This is a genomic window from Rhizobium zaerense, assembly GCF_051810725.1.
Taxonomy (GTDB): Bacteria; Pseudomonadota; Alphaproteobacteria; order Rhizobiales; family Rhizobiaceae; genus Rhizobium; species Rhizobium leguminosarum_I.
Genome location: NZ_CM132690.1, coordinates 2,040,216 through 2,066,385 on the forward strand (window position 1 = coordinate 2,040,216; position 26,170 = coordinate 2,066,385).

24 protein-coding genes and 1 pseudogene are annotated in these 26,170 nt (G+C 61.5%); 20 read left to right on the top strand and 5 right to left on the bottom strand.

Going from position 1 to position 26,170, the window contains the following annotated elements; all coding sequences use genetic code 11:
• Nucleotides 1–219: 219 nt before the first annotated feature.
• Nucleotides 220–1,425: a glutamine-hydrolyzing carbamoyl-phosphate synthase small subunit gene (gene carA, locus ACS4RR_RS09690; RefSeq protein ID WP_032985309.1), complete on the bottom strand. Its 1,206-nt coding sequence runs from the start codon at nt 1,423–1,425 to the stop codon at nt 220–222.
• 270 nt (nt 1,426–1,695) lie between these two features.
• Between carA and ACS4RR_RS09695 the strand changes: the two genes are divergently transcribed.
• Entirely contained in the window at nt 1,696–2,151 is a 456-nt protein-coding gene (locus ACS4RR_RS09695) for a GatB/YqeY domain-containing protein (RefSeq protein ID WP_222386523.1), read from the top strand.
• A gap of 3 nt (nt 2,152–2,154) precedes the next feature.
• Here the strand turns inward: ACS4RR_RS09695 and ACS4RR_RS09700 are convergent, their stop codons facing one another.
• Nucleotides 2,155–3,045 (bottom strand): hypothetical protein, encoded by an 891-nt coding sequence (locus ACS4RR_RS09700; protein WP_222386522.1) that lies wholly within the window; start codon nt 3,043–3,045, stop codon nt 2,155–2,157.
• Between the two features lie 670 nt (nt 3,046–3,715).
• Between ACS4RR_RS09700 and dnaG the strand changes: the two genes are divergently transcribed.
• The 16 genes from dnaG to ACS4RR_RS09780 all read left to right on the top strand — a co-directional run bounded on the left by dnaG (nt 3,716) and on the right by ACS4RR_RS09780 (nt 20,898).
• Nucleotides 3,716–5,725 (top strand): DNA primase, encoded by a 2,010-nt coding sequence (dnaG, locus tag ACS4RR_RS09705; protein ID WP_260109106.1) that lies wholly within the window; start codon nt 3,716–3,718, stop codon nt 5,723–5,725.
• On the top strand, nt 5,725–7,593 hold the full coding sequence (recQ, locus tag ACS4RR_RS09710) for a DNA helicase RecQ (RefSeq protein ID WP_222279928.1): 1,869 nt from the start codon (nt 5,725–5,727) through the stop codon (nt 7,591–7,593). The genes dnaG and recQ overlap by 1 nt, the downstream gene beginning before the upstream one ends.
• Nucleotides 7,594–7,662: 69 nt before the next feature.
• The gene (locus ACS4RR_RS09715; RefSeq protein WP_017965217.1) at nt 7,663–8,391 is read left to right on the top strand and encodes a class I SAM-dependent methyltransferase; all 729 of its coding nucleotides are present in this window, start codon (nt 7,663–7,665) and stop codon (nt 8,389–8,391) included.
• A 65-nt stretch (nt 8,392–8,456) separates the two neighbouring features.
• The gene (locus ACS4RR_RS09720) at nt 8,457–9,644 is read left to right on the top strand and encodes a glycine C-acetyltransferase (RefSeq protein ID WP_260109104.1); all 1,188 of its coding nucleotides are present in this window, start codon (nt 8,457–8,459) and stop codon (nt 9,642–9,644) included.
• A 217-nt stretch (nt 9,645–9,861) separates the two neighbouring features.
• Nucleotides 9,862–10,899, top strand: coding sequence for an L-threonine 3-dehydrogenase (gene tdh / locus ACS4RR_RS09725; protein ID WP_011652887.1), 1,038 nt, complete (start codon nt 9,862–9,864; stop codon nt 10,897–10,899).
• A 467-nt stretch (nt 10,900–11,366) separates the two neighbouring features.
• The gene (rpoD, locus tag ACS4RR_RS09730; protein ID WP_456190017.1) at nt 11,367–13,424 is read left to right on the top strand and encodes an RNA polymerase sigma factor RpoD; all 2,058 of its coding nucleotides are present in this window, start codon (nt 11,367–11,369) and stop codon (nt 13,422–13,424) included.
• Between the two features lie 320 nt (nt 13,425–13,744).
• The gene (locus ACS4RR_RS09735) at nt 13,745–14,038 is read left to right on the top strand and encodes a GYD domain-containing protein (protein ID WP_017965212.1); all 294 of its coding nucleotides are present in this window, start codon (nt 13,745–13,747) and stop codon (nt 14,036–14,038) included.
• A 446-nt stretch (nt 14,039–14,484) separates the two neighbouring features.
• Nucleotides 14,485–15,222, top strand: a complete 738-nt coding sequence (locus ACS4RR_RS09740; protein ID WP_456190018.1) for a DUF930 domain-containing protein — start codon at nt 14,485–14,487, stop codon at nt 15,220–15,222.
• A gap of 36 nt (nt 15,223–15,258) precedes the next feature.
• The gene (locus ACS4RR_RS09745) at nt 15,259–16,353 is read left to right on the top strand and encodes a DUF930 domain-containing protein (RefSeq protein WP_260111055.1); all 1,095 of its coding nucleotides are present in this window, start codon (nt 15,259–15,261) and stop codon (nt 16,351–16,353) included.
• Nucleotides 16,354–16,463: 110 nt separating this feature from the next.
• Nucleotides 16,464–16,625 (top strand): hypothetical protein, encoded by a 162-nt coding sequence (locus tag ACS4RR_RS09750; protein ID WP_456190019.1) that lies wholly within the window; start codon nt 16,464–16,466, stop codon nt 16,623–16,625.
• Between the two features lie 106 nt (nt 16,626–16,731).
• Entirely contained in the window at nt 16,732–17,529 is a 798-nt protein-coding gene (locus ACS4RR_RS09755; RefSeq protein WP_456190020.1) for an APH(3') family aminoglycoside O-phosphotransferase, read from the top strand.
• Between the two features lie 77 nt (nt 17,530–17,606).
• Nucleotides 17,607–18,413: an AraC family transcriptional regulator gene (locus ACS4RR_RS09760; protein WP_260111054.1), complete on the top strand. Its 807-nt coding sequence runs from the start codon at nt 17,607–17,609 to the stop codon at nt 18,411–18,413.
• A gap of 83 nt (nt 18,414–18,496) precedes the next feature.
• On the top strand, nt 18,497–19,396 hold the full coding sequence (locus ACS4RR_RS09765) for a DMT family transporter (protein WP_260109101.1): 900 nt from the start codon (nt 18,497–18,499) through the stop codon (nt 19,394–19,396).
• A complete protein-coding gene (locus tag ACS4RR_RS09770; RefSeq protein WP_260109100.1) occupies nt 19,396–20,088 on the top strand; it encodes a B3/B4 domain-containing protein in 693 nt (230 codons plus the stop codon). The genes ACS4RR_RS09765 and ACS4RR_RS09770 overlap by 1 nt, the downstream gene beginning before the upstream one ends.
• Before the next feature lie 97 nt (nt 20,089–20,185).
• Nucleotides 20,186–20,584 (top strand): DUF427 domain-containing protein, encoded by a 399-nt coding sequence (locus ACS4RR_RS09775; protein ID WP_260109099.1) that lies wholly within the window; start codon nt 20,186–20,188, stop codon nt 20,582–20,584.
• 80 nt (nt 20,585–20,664) lie between these two features.
• Nucleotides 20,665–20,898, top strand: coding sequence for a DUF6894 family protein (locus ACS4RR_RS09780; protein WP_162119555.1), 234 nt, complete (start codon nt 20,665–20,667; stop codon nt 20,896–20,898).
• A gap of 167 nt (nt 20,899–21,065) precedes the next feature.
• Here ACS4RR_RS09780 and ACS4RR_RS09785 read toward each other — a convergent pair whose 3' ends face one another.
• Nucleotides 21,066–21,311 (bottom strand): DUF6894 family protein, encoded by a 246-nt coding sequence (locus ACS4RR_RS09785; protein WP_162119554.1) that lies wholly within the window; start codon nt 21,309–21,311, stop codon nt 21,066–21,068.
• Nucleotides 21,312–21,443: 132 nt separating this feature from the next.
• On the opposite strand from ACS4RR_RS09785, the gene ACS4RR_RS09790 reads away from it, so the two are divergent.
• Together ACS4RR_RS09790 and ACS4RR_RS09795 are read left to right on the top strand one after the other, a co-directional pair.
• Entirely contained in the window at nt 21,444–22,163 is a 720-nt protein-coding gene (locus ACS4RR_RS09790; protein ID WP_260109098.1) for a Crp/Fnr family transcriptional regulator, read from the top strand.
• A 78-nt stretch (nt 22,164–22,241) separates the two neighbouring features.
• Nucleotides 22,242–23,175 (top strand): annotated as a pseudogene (locus tag ACS4RR_RS09795) (LysR family transcriptional regulator).
• Nucleotides 23,176–23,315: 140 nt separating this feature from the next.
• Here the strand turns inward: ACS4RR_RS09795 and ACS4RR_RS09800 are convergent.
• Complete coding sequence (locus ACS4RR_RS09800; protein ID WP_260109097.1) at nt 23,316–24,242, bottom strand: NADP-dependent oxidoreductase; 927 nt, start codon at nt 24,240–24,242, stop codon at nt 23,316–23,318.
• A complete protein-coding gene (locus ACS4RR_RS09805; RefSeq protein WP_260109096.1) occupies nt 24,242–24,709 on the bottom strand; it encodes an ester cyclase in 468 nt (155 codons plus the stop codon). The genes ACS4RR_RS09800 and ACS4RR_RS09805 overlap by 1 nt, the downstream gene beginning before the upstream one ends.
• Nucleotides 24,710–24,946: 237 nt before the next feature.
• Here ACS4RR_RS09805 and ACS4RR_RS09810 point away from each other — a divergent pair, with 237 nt between their 5' ends.
• Entirely contained in the window at nt 24,947–26,167 is a 1,221-nt protein-coding gene (locus ACS4RR_RS09810; protein WP_170254893.1) for an MFS transporter, read from the top strand.
• Nucleotides 26,168–26,170: the final 3 nt, after the last annotated feature.

Consider the following 26,170-nt stretch of genomic DNA (forward strand, 5'->3'; position numbering starts at 1 on the left):
TCTCCTGCATCAGATGTCTGCAGGCAGATCTGTAATTCCTCAAGTTAAGCTGATGTCAAGAGGCGGATAAAGAAAAAGGCCCGGCCGCTGCATAATTCCTCAAATCGGAATCGATTTAAGGAATTATGTAGCAATTCAAAGTGTTACAGCGTCCTTTGCGGCTGAAAAGACGCGCGGCGCTGTAAGCGGGCCTTCATCGGAAATCGGTGTTGCTTGAAATCAGCGTTCGGCGAGCGCCGGTTCGCCCTTCTTCTCGCGCACCATGTTGATGAAGCGGCGGAAGAGATAGTGGCTGTCCTGCGGGCCGGGAGAGGCTTCCGGGTGGTGCTGGACCGAGAAGACCTGCTTGCCGAGGACGCGCAGGCCGCAATTGGTGCCGTCGAAAAGTGAAATATGAGTCTCTTCAACGCCATCGGGCAGCGACTTCGAGTCTACCGCGAAGCCGTGGTTCATCGAGACGATCTCGACCTTTCCTGTGGTATGGTCCTTGACGGGATGGTTGGCGCCATGATGGCCCTGATGCATTTTCTCGGTCTTCGCGCCGAGTGCGAGCCCCAGCATCTGGTGGCCGAGGCAGATGCCGAAGACCGGGATATCGGTCTTAACAAGCGTCTTGATCACGGGCACGGCATATTCGCCGGTTGCCGCCGGATCGCCCGGGCCGTTCGACAGGAAGATGCCGTCCGGCTGCATGGCGAGCACATCTTCGGCGCTCGTTGCGGCCGGCACGACCGTCACTTTGCAGCCGAGGCCGGCAAACAGGCGTAGGATGTTGCGCTTGACGCCGTAATCCAGGCAGACGACGTGGTATTTCGCGTCCGTCGCCTTGAGTTCACCGTAACCTTCATTCCACACCCACGGCGTTTCGACCCATTGCGAGGACTGGCCGGACGAGGCGATCTTGGCAAGGTCGAGACCTTCGAGGCCGCTCCAGGCTTTGGCTTCGGCCTTCAGCGTCTCGATGTCGAAGACGCCGTTCGGGTCGTGGGCGATCACCGCGTTCGGAGCGCCGTTCTCGCGGATCCAAGCGGTCAGCGCGCGCGTGTCGATGCCGCAGAGACCGATGACGCCGCGGGCCTTCAGCCATTGGTCGAGGTGCTTGGCGGCGCGGTAGTTCGAGGGGTCCGTGATGTCGGCCTTGAAGATGACGCCGACGGCGCCATGGCGGGCGGCAGGAGTCAGATCCTCGATGTCTTCATCATTGGTGCCGATATTGCCGATATGCGGGAAGGTGAAGGTGACGATCTGGCCGAGATAGGAAGGGTCCGTCAGGATCTCCTCGTAGCCTGTCAGCGCGGTGTTGAAAACCACTTCGGCCGGCACCTTGCCGGTGGCGCCGATGCCCTTGCCTTCGATGACCGTGCCGTCGGCAAGAACGAGCAGGGCGGTCGGCTTTTCGATTGTCCAGGGTGCTGTCGCGGTCATCTTCATCCCATTTCCGGCAGGCGGGCGCGTTGCCGCGGCTCGCCGCCTTTTGATCTCGCAGGCGTGTGGACGCGGCAATGCCGCGCGCTTCAGGCCTGATCACGAATTTTGGTGCAGGTGGCGGTAAATAGCCACGCAATCGCTTAGCGTCAATCTTTGTAGCCGAGATTGCCGCCGTTTTCCTGCGCTTTATCGCGCCGACCGCGCAATTTATTTGATCCCCCGCATCAGCCTGGTTTATGAAGCGGCATCAAAACAGGAGTGAAGACCATGCTGCGCGATCAACTCGCCACCCAGCTGAAAGAGGCGATGAAGGCCAAGAATGCGGAGCGGCTTTCCACCGTCCGGCTGATTCAGGCCGCGGTCAAGGACCGGGATATCGCCAATCGCGGCATCGGCAAGGAGCAGGCGAGCGACGACGAGATCCTGCAGATTCTCGCCAAGATGGTGAAGCAGCGCGACGAATCGGCCAAGATCTACGAGGAGAATTCCCGGCCGGAGCTTGCCGCCAAGGAGCGCGCGGAAATCACCGTCATCCAGGATTTCATGCCGAAGCAACTTTCGGACAGTGAAGTGCGCGCCAACGTGTCGGCGATCATCGCCGAGACGGGTGCCGCGGGCGCCAAGGACATGGGCAAGGTGATGGCGGCGCTGAAGGAGCGTTATGCCGGCCAGATGGATTTCGCCAAGGCGTCGGCGACGGTCAAGGAACTGTTGAACGGATAAGCCTCAGATGGCGCGTCTTGCCTGCGGTTCGTCACGGACCGCAGGCCCGAGCACCGCTTCGGCGGCGGCATCGATGATGGCGAATTTCGCTGCCTGATAATTCCAATATTCGCGGATGAAGTGGGCCGACAGCCAGAAGTCGCCCTTGCGGGAGGGTTCGGTCCAGCCAATGCTCTCCATGGTCGCCGCCTGCATCAGAAGGCGCTTCAGGTGGGTGTTGGAGATCATGAACTGTTCGCGGATTTCCCTGAGCGACAGAGGGCCGAGTACGACGCGGTCGGCCGTCCTTGGAAATTCGGGAAGGCGCGAGATCAGGTAGTCCATCACCAGCCCGCCGGAATTCGCCCAGTTGAAGAGGTTGAAGGTGGCGCCCGGATTGCGGACCGCCTCACTCCCGATGATCGCCCTTGCGATCAGCGGCTGGATCGCTGCCATCATCGCCGAGGGCTCGGCGGCGATCTTATTGGCGCGCTCACCACCGTCGAGACCGTCGAGGATCATCATATGGGCGACGAGCCATCGGGCGAAATGCTGCTCGGCGATTTCGGTGGGCTCGAGGTAGCGTGTGCGCTTATCGGGACCGGGAACCGGTCGCAGGAAGCGATAGGCCAGCATTTCCTGCATGAAGGCCGCGGCCGTGTTGCGGCTGGCAATATCGTTCCTGACTGCAAAATCGATGAAGCGGCCGGAATAGAGGCCGCCGCTCTTCCCGTCGTCGGAATAACCGTAATGAAGCGCGAAGCCGGCATGGGCCATCAGCCAGCGCTGCTGCGCGGCGAAGATCGAGGCGATGCGCGGGCTCTCGCGATAGATGGCGAGCATCTGATCGGCGCAATGAAGGATGGCCGCGAGAAAGCGGTCGTCTGCTGCAAGATTGTCCGCGGTAAAAGCCATTTGGAGAGGTCCAGGGAGTTCGGCGCATCCATCTTTCATGCGAGCGCCGCCTGTCAACGGTTTTGTCAATAAGCGGTTAATTTCAAAAGGAGAGTCGTCGCAAGAGAGCACAAAATTTAAGAAGGCAGGAGCTGGGGGCGCTCCTGCCTTCTTGCTCTTTGCGTCCGCCGGCACGCAGGGCCGAAGCCCAAGCCGGAGGGTATTTGCAAAGGCACCCTTGCGAAGCGGCGCCGGGGGTAGGGATGGTGCTTCGCTCGGGGATCGCTTTGTTGAGATCGAACCTATTGCGGTGCAGCGGCATATTCAAATTACAAAAAAATAATAATTGCCGGAAACGGTGGTTTAAGAGGCGTCGAGGCGGACTGTCGGGAAGTGGCGAGCAGAATGATGAGGCGCAATCATCTGAAGGGGTAATCCATTGTTTCAAAAATATTTTTTCTCACCTCTGTTGGATGCCGCCGCTCTTGCCGAAGCTTTTCTGACGACGGAATTCTGGCTCTGAAGGGACAATAATGTCGCACCCTGTCGCAGGGGGCGATAACGTGTTGTTGATTGGATAATCGGAACCGACGATGACCGCCACATAGCCTGTGAATAGCGGGTTTTCATGACAAGTTTCGTGGCATGGAGCGGAAAAGCAGCTTATATGGAGGTTGGCCAAGAGGTATAAATGCGCTTTTCCAACACCTTTCTCGATGATATCCGCGATCGCGTTCCGATTTCGAACGTGATTTCGCGCCGCGTCAGCTGGGACAAGCGCAAGACCAACGTGTCGCGCGGCGATTACTGGGCCTGCTGCCCGTTCCATGGCGAGAAATCGCCGAGCTTCCATTGCGAGGACCGAAAGGGCCGCTACCACTGCTTCGGCTGCGGCGTCACCGGAGACCATTTCCGCTTCCTGACCGAGCTGGAGGGCCTGAGCTTTCCCGAGGCGGTGCAGCAGATCGCCGATATGGCCGGCGTGCCGATGCCGCTTGCCGACCCTGTGATGGAGAAGCGCGAGAAGGAGCGCGGCTCGCTGATCGACGTCATGGAAATGGCGACACAATTTTTCCAGGATCAGCTGCAGACGGCGAACGGGGCGAGGGCGCGCGCCTATCTGCGCGACCGCGGATTGACGGGGCGCACCATCGAGACCTTCCGTCTCGGCTTTGCGCCTGACAGTCGCAATGCGCTCAAGGAATTCCTCGCCGGCAAGGGTGTCTCCAAGGAGCAGATCGAGGCCTGCGGCCTGGTCGTCCATGAAAACGTGCCGGTTTCCTACGATCGTTTCCGCGACCGCATCATGTTCCCGATCCTTTCGTCGCGGGAAAAGGTGATCGCTTTCGGCGGCCGCGCCATGTCGGCCGATGCGCCGGCGAAATATCTGAACTCCAACGAGACGGAGCTCTTCCACAAGGGCAATGTCCTTTACAATTTCGCCCGCGCGCGGCGCGCGATCCAGGGACCGGGCCGCAGCGACGGTCAGGACGACGATGCGACCGGCACAATCATCGCCGTCGAAGGCTATATGGATGTAATCGCGCTCTATCAGGCGGGCATAGAGAATGCTGTCGCGCCGCTCGGCACGGCGCTCACCGAAAACCAGCTCGAGCTGCTCTGGAAGATGGTGCCGCAGCCGGTGCTCTGCTTCGACGGCGACGGCGCCGGCATCCGCGCTGCCAACCGCGCCGCCGAACTGGCATTGCCGCATCTGAAGCCCGGCCGTTCCGTTCGCTTTGCGCTTCTGCCCGACGGCAAGGATCCCGACGATCTGGTGCGCGATGATGGGCGTGCGCCTTTCGACAAGGTGATGAGCCAGGCAAAGCCGCTCTCCGAGATGCTTTGGAGCCGGGAGATCAATACCGGCAAGTTCGACACGCCCGAGGCGCGCGCCGAGCTCGAGGCGCGGCTGAAGCAATTGGTCGCTGTCATCGCCGACGAGAACGTCCGCCGTCACTACCAGCAGGATATTCGCGATCGGCTGAACGTCTTCTTCCAGCCGCAGTTCCAGAACCGCAATAATGGCGATCGCCGCGGCGGCTTCAACGGCAATGGCAATTACCGGACGGGCCGCGACAATGCGGGCAAGGCCGGGCCAAAAAGCCCGAGCGTCATTTCCGAAAGGCTCGCCCGTTCAGGCCCGGTGCGTGGCCACCAGAACAATACGGCACTGCGGGAAAGCGTGCTGGCGCTGACCGTCGTCAATCACCCCTCGCTGATGATCGACGATTATGACGAGATCGCCGCGATCGAATATGACAGCCGCGAGCTGCAGCGGCTCTGGTCGGCGATGCTGGGGGCGGCCGCGGCTGTCGCCGGCCCGCATCTGACACGCGAATATCTGACCGAAAGGCTGGAATTCGAAGGCTTCGGCCCGCTCATCAAGAGCCTCGACCAGCAGGTGCGCAATGCCCGGCTGTGGATCGCGACCGAGGAGGCGGCGATGGAGGATGCGCGTGAGGGATACCGCCAGGCGCTGGCCTCCCACAAGCGGGCGAAGGCGTTGCGCCGGCAGAAGATCGAGCTCGAGCGCGAAATCGCGCTGGCGACCGAAGCCGGCGACGGCGAGGCGATCGTTCAGCTGATGCGCGCGCAGCAGGAAGTGCATTTCGAAGGGGTGCGCCTAGAGAACCAGGAGGCCATCATCGATGGCTTCGGCGTGCTTTCCGGCCGCGTCAAAGGGGCGGCGAACCACTGATGTCGCTGACCGAACGAAACGAACCGGACTTTTCCGCTTCCGGCGCGCTGTTTTCTTCCGGCCGCTCGCCGCTCGATATCCTCAAGCAGGTCTACGGCTATTCCTCCTTCCGCGGCAAGCAGCAGCAAGTCGTCGAGCATGTGGTTTCCGGCGGCGATGCGGTCGTGCTCTTTCCCACGGGTGCCGGCAAATCGCTGTGCTTCCAGATCCCGGCGCTCTGCCGCGACGGCGTCGGTATCGTCGTTTCGCCGCTAATTGCGCTGATGCGCGATCAGGTGGAGGCGATGAAGCAGCTCGGCATCCGGGCGGCCGCGCTCAATTCGTCGCTGTCGCGCGAGGAGTTCGTCGAGGTTCGCCGCGCGCTTTCGGCAGGCCAGCTCGACCTTCTCTATGTGACGCCCGAGCGCATTCTGACCGATGGTTTCCGCGAGCTGATCGCCAACGAGAAGATCGCGCTGTTTGCCATCGACGAGGCCCATTGCGTCTCGCAATGGGGTCATGATTTCCGGCCGGAATATCGCGCTCTCGGCCGGCTTGGCGAGCAATATCCCGGTGTTCCCAGAGTGGCGCTGACGGCGACGGCCGATCCGCATACGCGCGACGACATCATCGAGCGGCTGGGGCTCGATGCTGCCGAAATCTTCACCACCAGCTTCGACCGACCGAACATTGCCTACGAGATCGTCGAGCGCGACCAGCCGCGCCAGCAACTGCTGAGGTTCCTGTCCGGCCACAAGGGCGACAGCGGCATCGTCTATTGCTTGTCGCGCGCCAAGGTCGAGGATACGGCGGAATGGCTGAACGGCCAGGGCATTCGCGCCCGTGCCTATCATGCCGGCATGGACAGGGCGGTTCGTGACGCCAATCAGGATGCCTTCTTGAAGGAAGAGAATCTTTGCCTGGTCGCCACCGTCGCCTTCGGCATGGGCATCGACAAACCGAACGTGCGTTATGTCGCCCATCTCGACCTGCCGGGCTCGGTCGAAGCCTATTATCAGGAGACAGGCCGCGCCGGCCGCGACGGCCTGCCGTCCGAAGTCTGGATGGCCTATGGCATGGCCGACGTCATCCAGCGCGGCCGGATGATCGACGAGGGCAGCGCCGCCGCGGAGATCAAGCGGGTCGAACGCGCCAAGCTCAACGCATTGCTGGCGATCTGCGAGACCGCCTCCTGCCGCCGTCAGGCAATTCTTGCCCATTTCGGCGAAGCGCATGCCGGACAATGCGGCAATTGCGACACCTGCCTGAAGCCGGTCGAGACCTGGGAGGGCACGGAGGCGGCGATCAAGGCGCTGGCGGCCGTCTACCGCACCGGCGAGCGTTTCGGCGCTGGCCATGTCGTCGATGTCCTGCTCGGCAACGTCAACGAAAAGACCGAACGTTTCGGCCATGCCGAGATGCCGGTCTTCGGCGCCGGCAAGGATATTCCGGCGCGCGCCTGGCAGTCGGTCTTCCGCCAGTTGCTCGCCATGGGGCTGATCCGCGTCGACCACGAGGCTTTCGGGGCGCTGAAGCTGGAGCCGGAGGCGCGCGCCGTCTTCAAGCACGAGCGGCAGGTGTTCTTCCGCAAGGACCGCCCGGCCTCGGAACGGCGCACGAAGAAGGCAGAGCGCAGCGAACGCAAATCGGGACTGTCAGGCGCAGACGGCGGTCTTTTCGAGGCGCTCAGGGCCGAGCGCATGGCGATCGCCAAATCGCTCGGCGTGCCGCCCTATGTCGTCTTCCCCGATACGACGCTGATCGCCTTCGCCACGGAGCGACCTCGCAGCCGCAAGGAGTTGCTCGCCATATCAGGCGTCGGGCAGGCGAAGCTCGAACGTTACGGCGATGCCTTCCTCGAGATCATCCTGGCGCAGGACAACGGCTGAGCGGACCCGTCTGATCCTTGAGATCGGACGAGGGGGCATGGTATTCCTGCTCTTAAGGGAGGAGTGCCGATGGCCCAGAATATCTACGACCGACCGGAATTCTTCGCCGGATACAGCGGCATGAGACGATCCTTGCACGGGCTCGACGGAGCATCGGAGTGGCCGGCGGTGCGCGCGTTGCTGCCCGATCTTTCCGGCAAGCGTGTTGTCGATCTCGGCTGCGGCTTCGGCTGGTTTTCGCGTTTTGCCGTGAGCCAGGGTGCTGCAAGCGTGCTTGCGCTCGACATCTCGGAAAAGATGATCGCCAGAGCGAGGGCCGATACGGCTGACGCAGCGATCACCTACGAGATCGCCGATCTCGAGCGTCTCAGACTTGCTCAAGCCTCCTTCGATTTCGCCTATAGCTCGCTGGCGCTGCATTATATCGAGGATTTCGCCGGTCTCGCCGCGACGGTCTATCGCGCGCTTTTGCCGGGATCGCAATTCGTCTTCACCATCGAGCATCCGATCTTCATGGCGCCGACCAATCCCGCCTGGGCAACCGATGCCGAAGGGCGGCGCATCTGGCCGCTCGACCGCTATTCCGTCGAAGGTCCGCGCACCACCGACTGGCTCGCCAAGGGTGTCGTCAAGCAGCATCGCAAGCTCGGCACCACGCTCAACACCTTGATCGCGGCCGGTTTTGCCATTCGCCATGTCGAGGAGTGGAGCCCGAGCGAAGATGAGCTCCAAGACAATCCAGACTGGGCCGAGGAGCTGGACCGGCCGATGTTCCTGCTGATTGCGGTTCAGCGCTGAGAAGACAAACGGGCGGCAATATGCTAACCCGGCGGGCAAACGGAAATCTCCGGGAAAGGCCGTCCATGACCTCGCAATTTCTCTCCCATCTCAGCAACGAGATCTCGGCGCTGAAGGATGCCGGCCTCTACAAATCCGAGCGCGTCATCAGCTCCAAGCAGGCGGGCGAGATCGCGATTTCCACCGGCGAGCGGGTGCTGAATTTCTGCGCCAACAACTATCTCGGCCTTGCCGACAACGAGGAACTGGCCGAGGCCGGCAAGCAAGCGCTCGACCGATACGGCTACGGCATGGCCTCGGTGCGTTTCATCTGCGGTACGCAGGAAGAGCATAAGCAGCTCGAGGCGCGCATCTCCTCCTTCCTCGGCATGGAAGACACGATCCTCTATTCCTCCTGTTTCGACGCCAATGGCGGTCTCTTCGAAACGCTGCTGTCGGAAGAGGACGCAATCATCTCGGACGCGCTGAACCACGCCTCGATCATCGACGGCGTCAGGCTTTCGAAGGCCAAGCGCTTCCGCTACGCCAACAACGACGTGGCGGCACTCGAAGAGGAACTGAAAAAGGCCGAAGGCAGCCGCTTCAAGCTGGTTGCCACCGACGGCGTCTTCTCGATGGACGGAATCATCGCCAATTTGGGCGGTGTCTGCGATCTCGCCGAGAAATACGGTGCGATGGTCATGGTCGATGACAGCCATGCCGTCGGTTTCGTCGGCAAGAACGGTCGCGGCTCTGCCGAACATTGCGGCGTCGAAGGCCGGATCGACATTATCACCGGCACGCTGGGCAAGGCGCTCGGCGGCGCCTCGGGCGGCTATACCTCTGCCAAGGCCGAAGTTGTGGAGTGGCTGCGGCAGCGCTCGCGGCCCTATCTGTTCTCTAACACGCTGGCGCCCGTCATCGCCGCCGCCTCGCTCAAGGTTTTCGACCTTATCGAAAATGGCGATGCCTTGCGCAAGCGCCTTTCCGACAATGCCGATCTGTTCCGCACCGAAATGACCAAGCTCGGCTTCACGCTTGCCGGCGAAGGCCATCCGATTATCCCCGTCATGCTGGGTGATGCCAAGCTCGCCCAGGATATGGCAAGCCTGATGCTGAAGAAGGGGATCTATGTGATCGGCTTCTCCTTCCCCGTCGTGCCGAAAGGCCACGCCCGCATCCGCACGCAAATGTCGGCGGCGCATTCGCGGGCGGATGTGGAGCGGGCAATCGCGGCCTTTGCCGAGGCAGGGCGGGAACTGGGTGTGATTTGAGAAAGGCTTTCCCTCTTCTCCCCAGCGGGGAGAAGATGTCCGTCAGGACAGATGAGGGGGCGGAGCGAAGCGACGTTTCGAGCGGCAAGCGAGGAACAACGTAAGGTTTATATGGCGTGCCGTGCCGCCCCCTCATCCGCCCTACGGGCACCTTCTCCCCGACGGGGAGAAGAGGGAGTAGCGAAGTCGAGCACCAGAACAAGGGCGGATATTGTCGATGTCGAACATGATGAAGGCGCTGGTCAAAGCGAAACCGGAGGTCGGGCTTTGGATGGAGAATGTGCCTGTGCCTGAGGTCGGGCCGAACGATGTGCTGATCCGGGTGAAGAAATCGGCGATCTGCGGCACCGACGTCCATATCTGGAACTGGGACCAGTGGGCGCAGAAGACCATTCCCGTGCCGATGGTGGTCGGCCATGAATTCTCCGGCGAGATCGCCGAGATCGGCTCGGCGGTCACCCGCTATCATGTCGGCGAGCGGGTCTCCGGCGAGGGGCATATCGTCTGCGGCAAGTGCCGCAACTGCCGGGCGGGCAGGGGGCATCTCTGCCGCAACACGCTCGGCGTCGGCGTCAACCGCCCGGGCTCCTTCGGCGAATTCGTCTGCATTCCCGAAAGCAATGTCGTGCCGATCCCGGATGATATTTCCGACGAGATCGCCGCGATCTTCGATCCGTTCGGCAATGCCGTGCACACCGCGCTTTCCTTCGATCTCGTCGGCGAGGACGTGCTCGTCACCGGCGCCGGGCCGATCGGCATCATGGGCGCGCTCGTCGCCAAGCGATCCGGCGCCCGCAAGGTCGTCATCACCGATATCAATCCCCACCGGCTGGAGTTGGCGCGCAAGCTCGGCATCGACCATGTCGTCGACGCATCGAAGGAAAACCTCGCCGACGTGATGAAGGCGATCGGCATGACGGAGGGATTCGACGTCGGGCTCGAAATGTCGGGGGCCGCACCTGCCTTCCGCGACATGATCGACAAGATGAACAATGGCGGCAAGATCGCCATTCTCGGCATCGCGCCGGCGGGCTTCGAGATCGACTGGAACAAGGTGATCTTCAAGATGCTCAATCTCAAGGGCATCTACGGTCGTGAGATGTTCGAGACCTGGTACAAGATGATCGCCTTCGTCCAGGGCGGCCTCGACCTTGCGCCCATCATCACCCACCGGATCGGCATCGACGATTTTCGCGACGGCTTCGAGGCGATGCGGTCGGGCAACTCCGGCAAGGTTGTCATGGACTGGATGTGAGGGGTCGAACGGTTTTTGCCGCCGGCACAACAGCAAAACCGGCAGAAAATCCTGCGTATAAGACCGCGCGGCGGGCAAAATTCTTGCTGCCCTTGTCTTTTGTTCGCAGCATCTTAAATAAGGGTTCGCAATCGCTGCCGCGGTTCAAAGCCTGTGGATAAGGCTTTTTCCGTATTTTTGTGGGCTTTTTTTCTGGAAAAGCTTGACGAGAACAAAAAATGTGGGAATCACCGTTCGACTTGTTGAATGGTGAACTGGGTCAAGGCGGATCGCGCAACCATGGCCGGAAATCCAAAAGCAAGAAAGCTTTGCTGTCCGGTGCCGGTAATCGTGGTTAATCAGGCTTTAAATGTCATCCCGTTAGGTGGGCAAAGGTGATTCGAGGGCGGCGCGTGCGGCGCGTCAGGCCCTGAGACAGCCCGTTCACCGTAGCGAGATTGGATAGCGTCAGGAAGGCGACGATATAAATGGCAACCAAGGTCAAAGAGAACGAAGACGCGGAAGTCGAACGCGACGGCGCAAGCGACGGCCCTCTTCTCGATCTTTCCGACGACGCGGTCAAGAAGATGATCAAAGCCGCCAAGAAGCGCGGCTATGTGACCATGGACGAGCTCAACGCGGTCCTGCCGTCCGAAGAAGTGACGTCCGAGCAGATCGAAGATACGATGTCGATGCTGTCCGACATGGGCATCAACGTCATCGAAGACGAGGAAGCCGAGGAAGCCGGTGCTTCCGGCGGCAGCGATGACGACGACGCCGGCGGCGAGGAGGAGAGCGAAGGCGGCGAACTCGCGCCTTCGAGCGGCACGGCGCTGGCGACCGCCAAGAAGAAAGAACCGACCGATCGTACCGACGATCCGGTTCGCATGTACCTGCGCGAGATGGGCTCGGTGGAGCTTCTGTCCCGCGAGGGCGAAATCGCGATCGCCAAGCGTATCGAGGCCGGCCGCGAAACGATGATCGCGGGCCTCTGTGAGAGCCCGCTGACCTTCCAGGCACTGATCATCTGGCGCGACGAGCTCAACGAAGGCACGACGTTGCTGCGCGAGATCATCGATCTCGAAACGACCTATTCCGGCCCTGAAGCCAAGGCTGCGCCGCAGTTCCAGAGCCCGGAGAAGATCGAGGCCGATCGCAAGCTCGCAGAAGAGAAGGAAAAGACCCGTCGCGCCCGCTCCGGTGACGACGACATCACCGATGTCGGCGGCGAAGGCCTGCCTCCCGAAGAGGAGGAAGAGGACGAGGACGGATCCAACCTTTCGCTGGCGGCGATGGAGGCCGAGCTTCGCCCGCAGGTGATGGAGACGCTCGATACGATCGCCGAGACTTACAAGAAGCTGCGCAAGCTGCAGGACCAGCAGGTCGAGCAGCGGCTGTCGGCTTCCGGCACGCTGTCCACTGCCCAGGAGCGCCGTTACAAGGAGCTCAAGGATGAGCTCATCAAGGCCGTCAAGTCTCTGTCCTTGAACCAGAACCGCATCGACGCCCTGGTCGAGCAGCTCTACGACATCAACAAGCGCCTCGTTTCCAACGAGGGCCGCCTGCTGCGTCTGGCCGAATCCTATGGCGTCAAGCGTGACTCCTTCCTGGAACAGTACCAGGGCGCCGAGCTCGATCCGAATTGGATGAAGTCGATCGGCAATCTGGCCGCCCGCGGCTGGAAGGAATTCGCCAGGGGCGAAAACACGACGATCCGCGACATTCGCCAGGAAATCCAGAATCTGGCGACCGAGACCGGTATCTCGATCTCGGAATTCCGCCGGATCGTCCATATGGTGCAGAAGGGCGAGCGCGAAGCGCGTATCGCCAAGAAGGAAATGGTCGAAGCGAACCTTCGCCTGGTCATCTCCATCGCCAAGAAATACACGAACCGCGGCCTGCAGTTCCTCGACCTCATTCAGGAAGGCAATATCGGCCTGATGAAAGCGGTCGACAAGTTCGAATACCGCCGCGGTTACAAGTTCTCGACCTATGCGACATGGTGGATCCGTCAGGCGATCACCCGTTCGATCGCCGACCAGGCCCGCACGATCCGCATTCCGGTGCACATGATCGAGACGATCAACAAGATCGTCCGCACGTCGCGCCAGATGCTGCACGAAATCGGCCGCGAGCCGACGCCGGAAGAGCTGGCCGAAAAGCTGGCCATGCCGCTCGAAAAGGTCCGCAAGGTCCTGAAGATCGCCAAGGAGCCGATCTCGCTCGAAACCCCTGTCGGTGACGAAGAGGATTCGCATCTCGGCGATTTCATCGAGGACAAGAACGCGCTGCTGCCGATCGACGCCGCCATCCAGGCGAACCTGCGCGAGACGACCACCCGCGTTCTGGCCTCGCTGACGCCGCGCGAAGAACGTGTTCTGCGCATGCGCTTCGGCATCGGCATGAACACCGACCATACGCTCGAAGAAGTCGGTCAGCAGTTCTCGGTCACTCGCGAACGTATCCGACAGATCGAGGCGAAGGCGCTGCGCAAGCTGAAGCACCCGAGCCGCTCCAGAAAGCTGAGAAGTTTCCTCGACAGCTAAGGCTTCGGCCACGTCGTTCTGATTGGAAAAGCCGGGCTTCGCGCCCGGCTTTTCCTTTTGTGATTAATACCAATGATCCCGGCATCTTTCTTGTCCCTCCAGGCTGACAAGCCTATAATCCGGCCACGGGGGAAGGCATCGATCGCAACCCGCGAGCGAGGGCTGACGTGTGCCTGTGTGAACGAATCCTCCGCTAGATCCGGATAGTTTCAGCCCCGACAGGCCTGAAATCTGAATTCGGATCCACATCAAAGAAATAGAGCATGACGTCGTCCGAAAACGGCTGACACTTTTCGGCAGCATGCTCTGGGAGGTGCGACATGACCACTTACATTCTTTTGATCAATTGGACGGATCAGGGCATCCGCAATGTCCGCGACTCGGCAAAACGGCTCGATGCGGCGAAGAAGTTGCTCGCCGGCGTCGGCGGCTCCTTCAACCAGTTCTTTCTGACGATGGGCGGGCACGACATGGTCGCCGTCTGCGAGGCGCCCGATGACGCAGTCATGGCGCATTTTACCCTCTCGCTGGCGATGGGCGGCAATGTCCGCACGGAGACGCTGAAGGCGTTCCCGGAGGCCGCCTACCGGGATCTCATCGGCTCGCTCGGGTAGCTAGAGCCTTTCCGGGTTAGATTGCAGCATTCTGTTGGCTCAAACGGAGTCGGATGATCGACCGGCCGGCGCGCGTCGTAGCCAAGCTCTACGGCCAAGCCGGCCGGTCGATCAGCCGGCCCGTTTCAGCCAACCCGAAGGGCCGGGCATCTTTCCGCCAGGATCAGAGGCGATCGGCTCGGACGTACCTTGGGGTATGCTCGTCGCCAATCGCCTCTGCCCTGACGAAAACCTGCTCCGGCAGAATGCTTCAATCTAACCCGGAAAGGCTCTAGGGCCGGCGATCGTCGATCTTAGATGTTGCGGAGCACTCGCTGCGCTGGCAGTGTTGCGGCGTGCTTTAATTTCCGCGGCAGGCTCCGGCCCGACTTTTCGGCAAGCTCATGATGAAAGCGCTCCTCAGTTTCATGATCGTCATCGATCGTCCGACAGCCGCTTCCTGACCGATGGAACTGGCGGCGGGCAAATGGGATGACGGGATCCAGCGGGGCGCTGCGGCGTCGTTCGCGCTGCATGCCATCGCGATCCTGCTCCTGCTGCTGCTGTTGCCGAAGGCCGAGCCGCCGCTGCCATCGCCGGATGACGGCCTCTCAGTGGAGATCGTCCCGCAGGCTATGGAATCGCTGAACATGCCCGAGCCAACCAAGGCGCCTTCGCCGGAACAGGCCAAGCCTGAGGCCGCAGAGCCTGAAGCCGAGGCGGCTGCGCCCATTTCGAATAATCCGCCTGCTGCGGCAATGCCTACTGTGGCACCGATTACTCCGCCGACGCCAAAGCCGGCGGAATTCGTCGAGGCAAGGCAGCTGTTTTCCGACAAGGTCCTTGCCGATCCGCGCAGTCGCCGCGCCCGCGAGGCACTGCGTGGCCTTGCCGGCGGCGAGCGCAATCTGCAGCTCTGTGATCTCGAGGCGCTGGAGCAGGTGCGCCGGGCGCAGCCGGCCATGGCGCCGGATGCGCTTGCGCCCTATGCGATGGCGGCGGAGCAGGTCAGCGGCAACAATGTCGAGGTGAATGGCGGCGCCTTCCGTAGCAAACGGAAGTGGTACAACATCAAATTCAAATGTGAGCTTGATGCCGTCTCCGGCAAGGTCGTGTCCTTCGCCTTCCTCGTCGGCGATGCCATTCCGCAAGATGAATGGCAGGAGCACAATCTGGTGGCCGACGATGGAGCGGCCGACCAATAGCCCTCATCGCTGCTGCGATCACGCGGTTTTTTTCTTTTGTGGCTTGATGCTGCCGGCTTTAGAGGCCACATCGCTGCTGTGACAGAAGAAGACGTAGAACCGGCGGAAACGCAGCACGAAACGGGAAAGCAGCGGCCTGAAATCCGCTGGGGCGTCGTCGCGTCCGTTGTTGCGCATATTCCTATCCTTGCTCTTCTGATTTTCGGGCTGCCGACGATCGAGCCGAAGCCTGTTGAAGACGAGAGCGTGAAGGTGGAGCTCGTTCCGCCGCCGGAGGACAAGAAACCGGAGCCCAAGGAAAAACCACCGGAGCCGAAGCCGCCGGAAGAGGCCAAGAAGGAACCACCTCCGCCTCCGCCGCCTCCACCACCGCCACCACCGGCCGGCAAGACTCCCGAGCAAGCCAAGCCGAAGCCTATGCCGACTCTGAGCCCTGTCATCGAGTTTGGCGACAGAAATAGCGGCCCCGAAAAGTCGTTGGCGGGAAACTCTCCTCAGGGCGAAACCAAACCCGCAACAACTCCGCCGCGGCACGATGCCGAACCGGCGCAGATGCCGACAAAGGCTGCTGCAGAAAAACCAAAAACTGAGGAGCCTCCTTCAAAGCCGGTGCCGGACGATGTGAAGCTTCCTGAGGTCGCGACGACTGAGGTTTCCCCAGAGCGTAATGGGCCGCCGACAGGCGTCTCTGGCGAAGCCAATACAAGTATCGAGCGGGCCAAGCCGCCGGAGCAGCAGACCGCTGAGAAACCGAAAGTGATAGCTAAAGATGATCTGCCCAAGGCAAAAACTCTGTTTTCACGGACGGAAGATGGCAGTTTGTTTGCGCAAACTGCGGTCAGCGGTCTTCCGCGCAAAGAGCGAGTGGCCACGCTTTGCGCCACCGAGCTTCAGGGCCAACTCGTTCACGGTTCGCCGCGTTATTTCCCATCCGCATTGCCTAGTTTTGGATTGCGAACCGGTACCATCCTTGATGTGAGAGATGCCGCCTTTGGCACAGTCAAGGGCTGGTACCAGGTTCGTTTCCGCTGCGAGGTGAATGAGGACGCGACGAAAGTCGTGTCGTTTGCCCACGAAGTTGGCGGATTGATCCCCCGCAGTCAGTATGCGAAATATGAAATTCGTGAATAGTCCTAGCAATCCTGGATTGCCTATCATTCGGGAACAAGCCACGCGCAAGGAACCGCACCTAGCCTCTCCCCATGGCCGTGATGATTCCGGTGAAGAAGAGGACAGATGATATGTCGAATGAGATCGAGCGTTTTTTTGAGCGACAGGACGAAGCCGTGAGTGCGGTGTTCCTGGAAAACAAAGGCGATGAGCTGACCGATATTTTGGTGGCTGCTCTGGAAGAGGCTTTCGAAATCCTTCTCGAAGCCGCGCCCACCGAAACCGTTCATTGAGGTCGAAGAAGGCTCGCTCAGTCTGCCAATGTGTGCTGACCGATCGCGCCGCTTGCGGTGCCCCGCCTTGTCGGGACAATGCGCCAGCATCAATGGCCTAGATATCATGTCGATTTTCCAAGAGGATCAACCACCATCAGCGGGCGCGCTTGATGCCCGTCTGGCCGGCTACCGGTTCGAACGCGATGCGCTCGGCCGTTCCGCCGCGCGCGTCTTCCGGCTGGAAGCTCTCGGGTTGTCGACGCTTTATCTGAAGGTCGAAGAGGCTGGCGATTTCGGCGAACTCGCCGACGAGGCAGCCAGGCTTCGCTGGCTCAAGGCTTGCGGTCTGCCATGTCCCGATATCATCGAAGAGGACAGCGACGGTGTGCACAACCGGTTGCTGATCAGCGCGCTGTCCGGGAGTGACCTCGCCAGTGCATCTGTGCTGACGCGGCTTGCGCGGGTCGAGCTACTGGCTGCAGCACTTCTTGACCTGCATCGCCTGCCGATCGCATCCTGCTCCTTCGACCATCGGCTGGAGACGCGTATCGCGGCGGCGAAAGCACGGATGCAGGCCGGCATAGTCGACGAGACCGATTTCGATGAGACGCGGCTTGGAAAGAGTGCCGAAGCTCTGTTTGCCGAACTCCAAAGCGGGAGGCCGGACCGCGAGGATCTCGTCGTTACCCATGGTGATGCCTGCCTGCCGAATTTCATCGCTTCGGAAGACGGGTTCTCCGGCTATATCGACTGCAGTCGTCTCGGCGTCGCTGACCGCTATCAGGATATTGCACTCGCCTGCCGCAGCGTCGCCTATAATTTCGGCGAGGCGCTGGTGCAGCCCTTCCTCGATCGCTACGGCATGCCGGCCACGGATCTGGCGAGACTTGATTATTATCAGCTGCTCGACGAATTCTTCTAGGCAGCCAGTCTGGCCCCATGATTGCGTCATCTCACGGCGGCTGGCAGAGTGGCCGGGATCGAACCTGCGGACAGATGATGGCGAAAAACCAGTTCAGGATGTTGCGCTCGGCGCTATCAGGCGTCGAAGCGGTGGAGGCGGAAACGCATCACAGCTTTCCGCGGCATACGCATAAGCAGTTCGGCATCGGCCTGATTTCCGCCGGGGCGCAGTCGTCGCTTAGCGGCCGCGGCATGGTGGAGGCTGAGGCCGGCGACATCATCACGGTCAATCCGAACGAGGTGCATGATGGCGCCCCGATCGGCGAGGTGCGGTCGTGGCGCATCCTCTATTTCGATCGCGGCATCGTCGGCGGCCTGTCGCAAGAGATCAGCGAAGGCGGGGGGAGGCGATCGGAAATCCCGCATCCGGTCATCCGCAATGCGGCGATCGCCGCCCGTTTCGAGACGCTGTTTGACGCGGTGACCCGCGGCCGAGCGGCGGATCGGCTGCTTCGCGAGGAACTGATTCTGCAACTCGTCGCCGATGTCATGCGGGAGCGCTGTGATGCCGAAGAGCGACCACCGGTGCCGGCGTCGATCCGTGCGGCCCGAGATCTGATCGATGACGATCCGCTTGCCGCCGTCTCCCTCGCCGATCTCTCCAGGGAAAGCGGGCTCAGCCGTTTCCAGGTGCTGCGCGGTTTTGCCAAGGCGACCGGATTGACGCCGCATGCCTATCTCGTCCAGGCCCGCATCCACATCGCTCGCCGGCTGATCGCTCAGGGCATGCCGCTCGCGGAAGCGGCCTTTGCCAGCGGCTTTGCCGATCAGAGCCACATGACGCGCGTCTTCGTGCGCAAATACGGCCTGTCGCCGCGCCTCTATGCCGGCGCCTTTCTCTGAGCGCCTACTTTGCACCTGCAATTTCGTTCAAGACCCTGATCTAATCCTGCTGTTTTCTCGGCGCATCCAACAGGAGGCGCTGAATGTCGAGGCAGGTTCAAGGTTATGTCTATCTGGCGCTGGCGATGCTGACTGTCGGAAGCACGGTGATCGCCAGCAAGCTGATCGCGTCGGGTCTGCCGCCGTTCAGCGCCACCGCGTTGCGCTTTGCCATCGCCTTTCCGGTCTTACTCCTGCTGATGTGGGCGACCGGCGCGCGGCTGCCGAGGTTTTCCCGACATGACCGGCTCATCCTCATCATCCAGGCCGGGGCGGGCAGCGTCGGTTATACGACACTGCTGATCTCCGGCCTCAGCCTGACCTCGGCGGCCGATGCCGGCGTCATCATCGGCACGCTGCCAGTGGTTTCGGCCGCAATCTCCATCCTGCTGCTTCGCGAACGCCCGCAGCGCGCCCTGCTTCTCGCGGTGTCGCTTGCGACATCAGGCGTGCTGTCGATCGCCTCCACGCCGGATGCGGCAGGCGGATCATTGGCCGGCAATGCGCTGATCTTCCTGGCCGTCGTCTGCGAAGGGCTATTCATCCTGCTGAACAAAAGATTGAAGACGGAGATAGCGCCGCTTGCGCAGTCGACGCTGATGGCCGGCATCGGTTTTATCGTCGCCGCCATCCCGGCCATGTTCGAAGTGCCTTTCGCACATGGTATTTCCGCAAGCGCTGTCGCCGCCGTCGTATATTATGCGCTGGTGCCGACCGTCGGCGGATTTCTGCTGTGGTATGCGGGGGCAGAAAGGGTGAGTGGCACGGAGGCCGCGCTCTTCACCGCGCTGGCGCCGATTTCCGCCGTCATGTTTGCGTTCATCATTCTTGGCGAGCCGGTCGGGCTCAACCAGATCGCCGGCATTGCCTGTGTGCTTGCGGCCGTGCTCGGGCTTGCCTTTGCCGGGAGCCGTAGAATGAAGCTTGCCAGGGGAGATAGGTGATGCAGTTCAGCCATTCCGATGCCATATGGCAGGCCTTTCCGGAGCTCCGCGCCGGTGTGCTGCATGTGGGAGGGATCCATGCGAATGCCGATGTCGAGGCGGCGATCGCAGACTTCAACGCGATCGCCGAGGCCCGGCTGACGCGAGCGCAGGAAGGCGAATTCCCCGAAATCCAGGCCTGGCGGCGCGGCTTTTCCCGTATGGGGCTGAAGCCGACGCAATACCGCTGCGCTTCCGAGGCGCTGCTGCGTCGCTTCCGTCACGAACATGCGCCGCCGCGCCTGCATCCGCTCATCGATCTCTGCAATGCGATTTCGCTCGCCTTTGCCATTCCGATCGCCGTCTTCGACACTGAAAAGATCGTTGGCGATCTCGAAGTCCGGCGAGCCAAAGGTGACGAGACCTATCTCACCTTCGCCGGCGAGAGCGAACATCCGGAGCCGAACGAAGTGATCTTCGCAGATGGCGGGGAGAACGCGCATGCGCGGCGCTGGACGAACCGGCAGAGTGGGTTTTCGGCGGTGCGGGAGACCACGCGCTCGGTGCTGATCGTTGCCGAGGCCCTGCACGCCTCGACCGGCGATGACATCGCCAGGCTGGTCGAAACAGTTGCGGATGCGCTTGCACGGCACTGGCCGGCGACGCCGAAAACGGCGATGCTAAGTCCGGTATCGCCGCGTTTCGAATTCTAAGGACGCAGCGTTTCAGGGATAGCTGCGTTCGGGGCCTTGGGCCGGCCGCATGCCCGCCCTATCTCTATGCGATCGATAGCTTCTGGAGACGAACCCGATGTCAGATAAGTCGATCAAGATTCCGGGGCCGGATCATCCGATCACCGTCGAGCACAATCCCTCCCGTGTCGTCGTCATGCTCGGTGGCAAGACGATTGCCGATACCCGCAATGCGCTGACGCTGCGCGAGGCCTCCTATCCGCCGGTGCAGTATATTCCGCGCAGGGATGTGGACATGTCGCTGCTTCAACGCACCGACCACAGCAGCCATTGCCCTTATAAGGGCGACGCCTCCTATTACAGCATCATTCCGGGCGGCGAGCGCTCGAAGAATGCCGTCTGGACCTATGAGGCGCCGAATGCCGCGGTCAGCAGCATCAAGGACCATCTCGCCTTCTATCCCGACCGTGTCGATGGCATCGAGGAGATGGCCTCTCCGGAAGCCGGCGCCTTCTGACGATACGCATGACACGGAAACCCGTTTCGGCGGAACTTGTGTGCTGCCAGCCCGTTAGGCTCATTTAGCGGGGGTGCGTCGTGCCGAAATTCTACTTTCAACTTTTCGATCGTGATGGCGCCGGGACGACCGAGACGGCCTATGATTTTGAATCCATCGAAGCCGCGAAAGCGGAGGCACGGCGCGTGTTGGCTGAGATGGCCGCCGAAGGCCTGCCTGCTGCACCTCTGAACATGATGTCGGTGGAACTCTTCGATGAAAGCCGTACGCCGCTTGCGGAAATACGACTGATTCTCGAAGAAATTCCGAAGTAGCCGTGATCGGTTTGCTGGGCTGTGATCCCCCTCGATCCAGACCAAAGCATTCGGAAACTATGTCAAATTTAATTGCCCGCGGTGAAGGCGGGACTTAGCGTCGCGCTAATCGACCGAGTCGGATTGGTGCGTATGTGTAATCGGCGGCAACCTTTGAACGGCCGCCGCTATCGTAAGACGTCGAGCCATTCATTGCTGAAGACGAGACTGGCAACCGTGACCGGCTCGCCGCTTTCGTCGCGAACGGTGACGGCGATGGTCATGCGATCGCCCGCCGGCAGTTCGTCACGGGCCACATCCAGCAGGATGCGGGTCACTTCTTTCGGAATGTCTTCGCGAGATTTGAGCTCGGTGCCGTGCTCGTCGCGCGTGGGACCTTCGCCGTTGTGTAGATCGAAATAGTAGCGAGCCATGTTTCTTCCTGCGCGTCACAGGGAGAAATCACAGAGAAGACAATTGTTCCGAGGTTAGGCATTGATTCTTAAAGAAAATATGGGTCGCATCGAAATGATCGGGAGACTTTTCCTACATCGGCAGACAAGCCCGTGATCGAGCCGCTGCTGCTGAACCTTGCAAGTCGCGATGTGTTGTCGGCTGAGGAGGAAAGTCATCTCAGAGCGATCATCGTCAAGGAGAGGCACTTCCTTGCCGGAGAGGATCTCGTCTCCGAAGGAAGCCGTCCGACCTACAGCACGCTGCTGCTCGATGGTTTTGCGGCCCGCTACAGGGTGATGGCCGATGGCAGTCGTCAGATCACCGCGCTGCACGTCGCTGGCGATTTTGTCGATCTGCACGCTTTCCCAATCAAGAAGATGGATCATGGCGTCGTTGCGATGTCGTCCTGTCGCGTCGCTTTCGCCGATCACGCCGACCTCAGGGCGATCACCGAAAGCATGCCGCATCTGACCCGGCTGCTCTGGCTCGACACGCTGGTCGATGGCGCCATCCACCGCGAGTGGATCGTCGCCATGGGCCGGCGCTCCAAGCGCGCCCATATCGCCCATCTCGTCTGCGAGCTCTTCGTGCGGCTGCAGGTGGTGAAGCGGACGCGCGGCCCAAGCTTCCAGTTTCCTTTGACGCAGATCGAGATGGCCGACGTGCTCGGCGTCTCCGTCGTCCACCTGAACAAGACATTGCAGGCCCTAAGGCGCGAGGGCGTGTTCACCTGGGAGTACCGAACGATTACCATCGTCGACTGGGAACGCCTGCAGGAGATCGCCGAATTCGATCCCGGCTATCTCAGCATCTCCAGGGAGCCGCGCTAAACGTCAACGGCTCTTGCACATAAAGAGGGTTTTCAACATGCTGCCAGTCTATAGTAGTTGACGGGCATCATCCACATCATGAATAGTCTTCAAGCGGTCGATCTCAACCTCCTCGTCGCCTTCGACGCGATCATGGCGGAGCGCAGCGTCACCCGGGCTGGCGCCCGCATCGGCCGCACCCAGCCGGCAATGAGTGCAGCACTTGCCAGGTTACGGCAGCTTTTTCAGGATGAGCTCTTCGTGCGCAGCCCGAGCGGATTGGAGCCGACACCGCGGGCGCTCGATCTGGCCGAGCCGATCGGAAAATCTCTGCGGCATGCGCAAGAGGCGCTGGCTTTCAGTGGCGTCTTCGATCCGCGGTCGTCATCGGCTTCGTTCCGGCTCGGTCTTTCCGAACATCCAGCCTTCGTGCTTCTGCCGAAACTGCTGGCGGCGATCAGGCAGGCCGCGCCGAAAATCAGCGTCGACGTCAAGGGTTTCGTTGCCCGGGAAAGGGCGGTGGAGATGCTCGACGCCGGCGAGGTGGATGCGGCGGTCGGCGTGCCGGTCTCCTCGTCGCCACGCATCCTTTCCCGGCTGCTTTTCGAGGAGAGCTTCGTTTCGATCGTCCGCGCCGATCATCGCCGCGGCAAGAGGTCTTGATCTCGAAACCTTCGTCGCTCTCGACCACCTGCTCGTATCACCGGAAGGCGATCGTTATGGCCATGTCGACCGGAAGCTTTCGGAATTCGGTCTGCGCCGCAGGCTCGGCCTGACGTTGCCGCAAATGTATGCGGCGCCGGCGATCGTCGCCGAGACCGATCTCGTCGCCACGCTGATGCGCGGCGTCGTCGAGGTCTCGGACAGCCGCGCCCGGCTGTCGATCCACAAGCCGCCGATCGAACTGCTGCCGGTCTCCTTTGCGCTGTCATGGCATCGCCGCAACGATTCCCATGTCGGGCAGCAGTGGTTCCGCGAACTGATCCGCTCCGTCGCGGCCGCGAAGCAGGATCAATCCGAGGAATTGCGCTGATCCCGCTTTTGGCATCAGCCGCCTCGTTTAGAGCATGATGCCGAAAAGTGTGAGCGGTTTTCGGACGACATCATGCTCTAACTCTTTCATTGAGAACAGGATTCAGACTTTAGGCCGAACAGGCCTAAAATCATCCTGTTCTAGGGTCTCACCACGGTCTTGCCGCGGGCGCCGCCCTTCGAAAGGTACCGCAAAGCCTCGACCGTGTCCGCAAGGGCGAACTCCTGGCCGATGACGCTTTGGAGACGACGATCTGCGGCGAGTGCTGCCACTGCGGCCAGGCGGCCGGCATCGCTCTCATGAAAGAGAAACTGCGCATCGATGCCGCGCGCCTTCGGCCCTTCGGTGTCGAACGGTGCGGAAAGGCCGATGAGCTTGCCGCCGGGGCGGATGACGCCGAGCGAGCGCTCCAGCGTTTCGCCGCCGACCGTGTCGATCACCAGGTCGACGGCCCCAGCGACGGCAGTAAAATCCTGGTTGCGATAGTCGATCACCTGGTCGGCACCGAGCGAGCGGACGAGATCGAGATTGGCCGCAGAGGCTGTCGCCGTCACATGCGCGCCGGCACGCTTTGCGAGCTGAACGGCGAAGCTGCCGACGCCACCAGCGCCGGCATGGATGAGCACCGATTGGCCGGGCTGGATGGCTCCGGCCTCGAACAGCGCCTGCCAGGCGCTGGCCGCAGCCGTCGGCAGGCCGGCAAAGTTTAAGAACGGCAGATCGCGCGGAATTGGAACAACCAGTCGGGCGGGCACGGCCGCCAGTTCGGCGAAGGCGCCGCCGCTCGTTGGGTCTGTGCGCGCGATCACTCTTACACCTGGCCTGACGGTGGCGACGAGCGGACCTGTTGCCACCACCGTTCCAGCGAGATCGGTTCCGAGCGTATAGGGGAAGGCGAGGGGGAAGAAGTCCTTCAGATATCCGGCAAGCAGCTTGTTATCCATTGGATTGAGGGCGGCTGCCTCGACGCGGATGAGCACCTCGTCGAGGCCGGGTACCGGCTCCGGCACATCCTCGATCCGGATATCGTCGATTACACCGTGGGCATAGATACGGGCGGCCTTCATCACGCGCTCTCCGGATGCAGGGACACCGCCTTCGGCAGCCAAGCGCCGAGTTGGTGCAGCATGCCGAACCAGTCCTCGAGGTGCCAGGTATGGGAGATCCTGTCGCCTTCGAAGCGGTGGAATTCATGGAGCGCGATCTCGATCCGGCGGTTCGTGGCCGGAATGCCGAAGAGCGCGCCGCGCTGGGTGCCGACAATACGGGCGCGAACGCCGGCGCGATCGTTGAAACCGATCACTTCGTCGACAACGATCTCCACATCCGGCAGGGATTCGATGAAGCCGAGGATGATCGGCTTCAGCCCAGCTGGGCCGGGACCCTGGCCGGGGGCGAGCGGAATATCCTGCCAGCCCGATGTGACGGCTTCGTCGAGAAGATCGGGGTTCTTGCGGGTGAATGCGCCGTAGAAGGTTTCAAGCGTTGCATGCTGACCTGCAGTCAGTGCGCTTGCGGTTGTATCAAAGGTCATCGAGAGCCTCTTTGTTTATGACAAGAGGAGATTAGGGCATGCGGCTGTCATATCGGAAATCGATATCCGATATAAGCGATCATTGATAATTGATATGCTGACGAGGTGAGACCAGTACAAACCGGCGGCGGCTGCGCCTTGCGATTGACAAATCGCCCATTCGGGCAGAACACCGCTCCGACCTTCCTAAACTCCTTATAAAGGCTGGCGCGACCGTAGCCGGCCGGTGACATCGCAATGGATATATCCCAAGGACCGGGGAGCGTTCTTCGCCACCCCGGCTATCTGAATTTCGCTGCCTCCCGCGTTTTTTCCTCGCTCTCCTTCCAGTCCATTGGCATCGCCATGGGATGGATGATCTACGACCAGACGCACAGCGCCTTTGCGCTCGGCCTCGTCGGCCTCTGCCAGTTCCTGCCGATGGTGGTGCTGACCTTCGTCGTCGGCCATGTCGCCGACCGGTTGGACCGGCGGCGCATCGGGCTTGTCTGCCAATTGATCGAGGCGGTGACGGCGCTGGTGCTGGCGATCGCTACCTGGCAGCAATGGCTGACGCCGGCCGGCATCCTCGCCGCCGTCACGGTGCTCGGCGCCGTCGTTGCCTTCGAGCGCCCGACCATGGCGGCGCTGTTGCCGAACATCGTGCCGGCCTCAATGCTGCAGAAGGCGGTTGCAACCTCGACCTCGATGATGCAGACGGCGCTGATCATCGGCCCCTCGCTCGGCGGCCTGCTTTACGGCCTCCATCCCGTCGCGCCCTTTGCAATTGCCGCGCTGCTTTTTGCCGTTGCGAGTTTCAACGTCATCTCCATCCGGATGCAATGGAGCCCTGCTAGGCGCGAGCCGGTGACGCTCGCTTCGGTCTTTGCCGGCGTCTCCTTCATCCGCAGCCGGCCGGTGATGCTCGGCACGATTTCGCTCGATCTCTTCGCGGTGCTGCTGGGCGGCGCGACCGCGCTGCTGCCAATGTTTGCCCGCGATATCCTGCAAGCCGGCCCCTGGGGGCTCGGCCTTTTGCGCGCCGCGCCGGCGATCGGCGCGCTCGTGATGTCGATCGTGCTTGCGCGCCGGCCGCTCGAAAGCAATGTCGGGCGCAAGATGCTTGCCGCCGTCGCCGTGTTCGGCGTCGCCACCATCGTCTTCTCGCTTTCGACCAATATTGCACTTTCCGTCGTAGCGCTGTTCGTCGTCGGCGCGTCCGACACGGTAAGCGTCGTCGTGCGCAGCTCGCTGGTGCAGCTGCTGACGCCGGACGAGATGCGCGGCCGAGTCAGTGCCGTCAACTCGCTGTTCATCGGTACCTCCAACCAGCTCGGCGAATTCGAATCCGGCATGATGGCGGCAGCCCTCGGGCCGGTCGCCACCGGCGTTGTCGGCGGGCTCGGTACGATTGTCGTCGTGCTCCTGTGGATGCGGCTCTTCCCGGATCTCACCAAGGTCAAGACGTTGCAGGGCTAGCGG